This is a genomic window from Glaciecola sp. KUL10, assembly GCF_003203515.1.
Taxonomy (GTDB): Bacteria; Pseudomonadota; Gammaproteobacteria; order Enterobacterales; family Alteromonadaceae; genus Glaciecola.
On the sequence record NZ_BGNG01000021.1, the window covers coordinates 1 to 5585 of the forward strand.

The 5585-nt window shown below is 43.0% G+C and carries 6 protein-coding genes and 1 pseudogene; 1 reads left to right on the top strand and 6 read right to left on the bottom strand.

The annotated features are described in order from the left end of the window. Positions 1-250, top strand: a pseudogene (locus tag KUL10_RS18705) (transposase); the annotation flags it as partial. 69 nt (positions 251-319) lie between these two features. Here KUL10_RS18705 and KUL10_RS18290 read toward each other — a convergent pair. The 6 genes from KUL10_RS18290 to KUL10_RS18315 form a co-directional block, all read right to left on the bottom strand. Further along, entirely contained in the window at positions 320-898 is a 579-nt protein-coding gene (locus tag KUL10_RS18290) for a hypothetical protein (RefSeq protein WP_110430405.1), read from the bottom strand. A 1-nt stretch (position 899) separates the two neighbouring features. Continuing rightward, positions 900-1718, bottom strand: coding sequence for a hypothetical protein (locus KUL10_RS18295; protein WP_146216809.1), 819 nt, complete (start codon positions 1716-1718; stop codon positions 900-902). Continuing rightward, positions 1642-3045 carry an RHS repeat domain-containing protein gene (locus KUL10_RS18300; protein ID WP_110430410.1) on the bottom strand — a complete coding sequence of 468 codons (1404 nt, stop codon included), beginning with the start codon at positions 3043-3045 and terminating at the stop codon, positions 1642-1644. The genes KUL10_RS18295 and KUL10_RS18300 overlap by 77 nt, the downstream gene beginning before the upstream one ends. A 227-nt stretch (positions 3046-3272) precedes the next feature. Then, the gene (locus tag KUL10_RS18305) at positions 3273-4238 is read right to left on the bottom strand and encodes a nucleotidyl transferase AbiEii/AbiGii toxin family protein (RefSeq protein WP_110430407.1); all 966 of its coding nucleotides are present in this window, start codon (positions 4236-4238) and stop codon (positions 3273-3275) included. Then, the gene (locus KUL10_RS18310) at positions 4222-4623 is read right to left on the bottom strand and encodes a DUF6088 family protein (RefSeq protein ID WP_110430408.1); all 402 of its coding nucleotides are present in this window, start codon (positions 4621-4623) and stop codon (positions 4222-4224) included. The genes KUL10_RS18305 and KUL10_RS18310 overlap by 17 nt, the downstream gene beginning before the upstream one ends. Before the next feature lie 141 nt (positions 4624-4764). Beyond that, positions 4765-5325: a tyrosine-type recombinase/integrase gene (locus KUL10_RS18315; RefSeq protein WP_110430409.1), complete on the bottom strand. Its 561-nt coding sequence runs from the start codon at positions 5323-5325 to the stop codon at positions 4765-4767. Positions 5326-5585: the final 260 nt, after the last annotated feature.

Here is a 5585-nt window from a genome sequence, read left to right on the forward strand (position 1 = left end):
ACTCGGTAAGCATTCGTCACTCATTGAGCCTCACCCTCTTTACACACAGTTAGGAACCAATAAGTGCCAACGACTCATTGCATACAGAAGACTATTTGAGCACCAACTCAAACAAGACCTAATAGACGATATACGTCATTGTAGCCAAAAAGAAATTGTTTTAGGCAACAGTAGATTTAAACAACAAGTCGCCGAGTTAACAGGAATGAAGCTAAAATCAGCAACACGAGGCCGCCCCAAGGTTTTATGATTAATTAACACTGACCCTTTTATTTCCTTTTATTTCCTTGTATTTCAACCCTCAGCCACGTTTCAGCACTTAGTCTTTCCACAGACCATTTTTCGAAGACAGTACATAAGCTGAACGATAGTCATTGAACCTGATTATGAAATACAACAAACCTCGCTCTTTAGATACAAAAAAATGAACAAGCTGTTTCGGCTCTTCGGACTTAATACCAATTATCTCGATAGCTTCAAATTGTGTGCCAAACACAGAGAATATTCGTTTAGAGATTGATTCATAAACATAATCATCCCAAGTCCAAGTCATAGAGTTTTCAAAATCAAAGTTGTCAGGAAGCATCATTTTAAAATTATCTACTTCAAAGCATAATTTTTTGTAGCCTTCACACTTTCTTAGCTCTACTTTTTCAGAAAGGATTGTATTCTCAATATTGCTGACCTTATCTAAGTTATCATAAATAAAAATGTCTGTGTAAGCAGAATCATAGAGCTCAAAAGCTTGAAAATTTTTCCCCGTGTCGTCATAAAGCTCTATAGACTCCAACTTATTGTTCTCTTGATAAATCTGAGCATATGTAATTGGGTAATCAACTGTCGTTGTGCACCCAATAAGATGTGATATAAAACCCAAACAAAGCAAATTCAATCTCATACTAGCCTCCCTTAAATAACTTTAAGTAAAAATTATCTGCATCTCCTTCAACGAGCGTAGGACTGTTAATCCTTGAATTTCGATATGTAAGGTGGCCTAACTCATGCCCAACAACATACCTAAATGCGTCTTTTCTTGAAAATACTCCAGTGACCTTATATCCCAGCCCACGTCTTTCAAGCCAAGCTTTGGAGCCTTTTATGATAGAGTAACCACCTAATAAGCTCACCATTCTGTCACCATAAAACTGGATAGTTCTATATCTAAAGCTAGCGCGTGCTACATCACCCGTGCGCACACCACCCCAAACACCTTTATCTGACACCGATGAGTACCACACAGCTTTTATTCCGTTCGTATTCAATAACTTTACTTGACTATCATCAGAGGTCTCGGCGAGCGTTAATCCCTCTCTTAGCGTCTTACTTGTAATGTGCAGTGCATATTTTTGGTTTTCTGGTAAATCATCATATGACTTCCCGCCACCAATAGTGATGTTATCTGGTGCTTTTTTGATGTCGTATGCAGCTTTCCAACTGTCATCTCCACTCTGCTTAGTATCATCCGTAACGACATTGAGTGCTCTTGAGGTGTGTGAATCCGACAACTCCCCCAACCTCTCAACCCCAAACGGATCAAAACCAAAGTCACACGCGCCAGAAACACAACTGTTCCCAACCCCCATCGCCCAGCTTTTAGCAAAGCCGCCTATCAGGTTACCCCAAACCGCTCCGCCTGCTCCATCATTCCATGCAGTGTATGCCTTTGCTACCGATAAAGTCGAGTTGGCGGTGTTGTATACCGCAAACGCAGTGTTCACAAATGAGGCTATTTTTAAGGCCGTGGCAAATTTGACCAATCAAATACCCTTGTGCCCAATTCACTGCCCATGCCACTAAGAAATGCGCAACATACCCACTCGGATCAGTCGCATTCAACGGATTATTCCACACATACGAATACCGATTCAAACTCTGAGCATTCGTCGCCGCCTGAATATACGGGTCAGCCGACATAAACCTGCCCAACACGGGGTCGTAGATGCGGCCATTCATATGAATTAAACCGGCATTGTCTACATGCTCATGGCCGGTGAAGCCTCTGGTTTGGCTGATTTGAATCGGCAGGTTGCTGGTCAAGCCCGTGAAACCTGAAATACTACTGGGTGTATGACCCGGTATCGACCAGTCTGTGCCTCGACGTTGGCCCCATGCGTCATAGCTGTAGCGTTTGAGTTGTGCGCCTGTGTGATTGACCGTGGCGACAATACTGCCAAGGTGGTCTTTGATTTGGTAGACGTACTCTAAGTGGTCGGCGCTGGTATTGGAGGCATTGCTTTGTGAGATGACTTGTACCACCCCATCAATATGGCGTTTGGTGGTCACCTGTGCGCCTTTTTCAACAAACTCGACACTGCCGATATACCATGTGGTGCTTCGCTCGCCATGGGCATCTATATCGATGCGTTTATAGCGTGTGGTGTCTACCCCATATGCAAAGTGGGTTTGTGTGCTGTTGACTTCAATCAGGGTCGGTTTATCAAATAGCGTATAGTGGATGTTGCGCGTATTGCCATCAACTGTTTTGCCGTTTCTTAAGTTGCCCAACACATCCCAGTCGTATTCTTCGTGTTGAATACTGGCATTGCCGCTGACTTGTAAGGTGTCAACTAGCCCCGTTTCATCTTCATATCGCGCCAAGCCTTCTGTTACATCATTGTGAAGTGAATACGAGGTTACATTGCCAAAGGCGTCTTGGGTTTTGCTATGGTAATACACCACATCACTGTTGGCGTCTTGACTTGCATAGTGATAACCATATTGGTTGTAGAATCGATTTACACGCCCGCCAGCGGCATCAAGGCGCCACGCTACTCGCCCAATGCTATCAAAGCCGGTACTTTGGCTATACACGCGACCTTCTAAGTTGTGCTCTATGCCGTCTTGACGCGCAAGGTTATCGTAGCTGAACACTTGCTTAAGACGTGGTGAGCTGCCTGAACGCTTGGCTTTATCTTCAATGCTGTGCAGTAAACCAGCAGCCAAGGTTGAATCGTTTCCTAGCGTGGCGGAATCGTACTGATAGTATAAGTCGTCTTTTATCGCGCCACTTTGTACTGAGCCACGATAGCGCTTGTGTGTCACCATGCGATTTAAGGTATCATAAGAAAGCGTACTTTCGTTATCATTACCGTCACGCTGCCACGTTAATTGACCAAGAGGGTCGTAAACTTATACGGATTGTTATTAGCGTATGTGTAGCGGTTGAAACCGTGTATTCCACCTGACCGACTGAGGTGGCTTAAAGAATCGACGGAATCATTTGAGTAAAACCGCCCAATCACTGAATCATGGTATCGTGCCTACCGCTACAGCTAACGTGTTTCCTCAACATAATCCAGTACTTCATTAGACAATGTCATAAAAACTTCCAGTGCATCATCCCACACGACTGGATTAACCGAATATACCATTGGACTTACATATCGTTTGTAACGTTCAGCAAACTTTGCTTCATCAATGAGCAGTTGCAGTCCATATCGCAATTCATCGATAGAGCGTTCAACTATCTGCGGATGTTGATTTCCAAAACGTTCAATATCTAGGTCAATCGCCTTTGTTACCAATTTCCCAAGCGATTCGACGTCAGATGGTTTAGCTAGCTGAATATAATAGGTATCGTAAATATGCCTAATGAGTGTTTCGTCATCATCTCTTTCACTATTTCTGGCAGCACTTGCCGTTCTGCGCAGCATCGATACTAGTTTTTCAGCTTGTGTTTCTATAATAGCCGCACACGCCATTTCATCAATTTCACTGTCAGATTTTATAACTTGCGCATAAATTGACTGAATACTTCTTTGTTCTGGAGCGCATAAGAGGGCTGATTCCACGAATTCAAGTTTGATATACGGCCTCAAATAAGGCGCATGCTGATAGTCCTGAGGGTAACGAATATCAAAACTAAAATAACGATACTCATCGAGTATGAGTGGCCTCTTATCAATGGAGAACATTTTACTATTTTCGATCATTGTTTCAACAAGCTGCATAACGGCCTTGCGCGAATTGCGCTTGGCGTTGCGGGAGGGTAGAGCGAAAAAACTTTGATTGACAGTCAACTTCAGGTCCACGTCTTCTGACATACGGCTTGTTTTAACAGAAGACTTAGCAAGGGCAGTTCCGCCAGCAAACACTATTTGGTGATGCGCTAGTTTAAGAGCGCAGATTAATGTAAGCAGTTGGACGACGTAATAGTCTTTCTCAACGATTGCCGGATTGCCTAGCCCTAACGTATCTGCAACATCCGCAAATAGTGAGCTATCAAACTGCGTTGACAAACTGTGTCCCGATAGCTATTTTGCGCGTAAAACGTGTGCTTTTAGGAATAATCTTAACCTTGGCAGGTATTTGCGTGATGTCACCCGACAAATTCATCCGAGATAAATCGTCAAGCTGATACTCCACGCCTAACTTTTCCATTGCCTCAATAACCACGCCATCAGGGCCGGATGGATTGTCAGCCATAACATTCCCTGTAATGCGGTTAATACGTGCTCTAGCATATAAACCGTAACCAATTTTTATAAGTAAGCCTTCTCGCACCAATTCTCTTAATGCGCGACCCACTTGATCATAATCAGCGATATCTTTGAAATCAGAACGCAAAAAAACAGAGCCCTTCGAACGCTTAACTCTGGTCTGCACTCTGCGATTAATTGTCATTTGATATCTCCTGTTAGCATTGTCGTTATAGTATACAAAAATACGACAATTATCAAATGTAAAAATACGACATTAGAATGCCTGTTTACTCCGGTTTATCTGAGGATAACGCAGCCGGATGCGACTTCTCATAAGTCCTTTCTAACTCTGGGTTAGTAATATGCGTATACACCATCGTAGTGGATATATCAGCATGCCCAAATAGACCTGTATTTGGCGAATATCCGCACCGCCCTCTAGCTTGTGCGTTGCCGCGCTGTACCTGAAAACGTTACAGGCAGCGTTGACATCATACCCCGCCATTAATAGGTATTTTTTGACCAATTCAGAAAGCTGGGTTTCACCAAATTGATTGCCCGAATTACTCAAAAATAATGTTTGTCCCGAATGAAAGGTTTTTAATGACGGTCGGCTGAATTGCAAATATTGTGTTATCCACTCTCTTGCTCGTTTAGCAATGGGCACAAGTCTGTCTTTCGCGCCTCTCCCGTTGTTGACTCTTAATTTCTTAGTTTTGAAATTGATATCGCTTATCTCTAAGTTGCCTAGCTCCATTCGTCTTATCCCAGTTGCATAATAGGTTTCTAGCATGGCGTAGTCGCGCATACCTTTTAGTCCATGCATTAAGGTTTGTTCAAATACTTCCTGTATCTCTTCAAATGTTAAAAATGCGGCGACAACTATCCTGACATAGCGGGTTATTGAGTGATCGGCTTCATGTTATTACGCAAGACTCATCCATTCTTGTTTGCTTCGTTTAGGTTGGGTGCGCATCGTATTTCTCCAAGTTCAAAGAAATACGATTTTTACAGATGCAAATTAGACTGGCTAGGTGGGGTTTACTAGACGCTTACAAACATTCGCCAAACATAACAACTCTGTACCAAGTAAAACTGTACTGGTGGATTAAATAACACTGACCCCTTTATTACTCTGAACTCTGACCCCGTAAATGTCAGAAA

Excerpts from the sequence above, each read along its gene's own strand:
- KUL10_RS18290 (WP_110430405.1), bottom strand. The coding sequence starts at position 898 with ATGAGATTGAATTTGCTTTGTTTGGGTTTTATATCACATCTTATTGGG.
- KUL10_RS18300 (WP_110430410.1), bottom strand. The coding sequence starts at position 3,045 with ATGGTGACACACAAGCGCTATCGTGGCTCAGTACAAAGTGGCGCGATA.
- KUL10_RS18310 (WP_110430408.1), bottom strand. The coding sequence starts at position 4,623 with ATGACAATTAATCGCAGAGTGCAGACCAGAGTTAAGCGTTCGAAGGGC.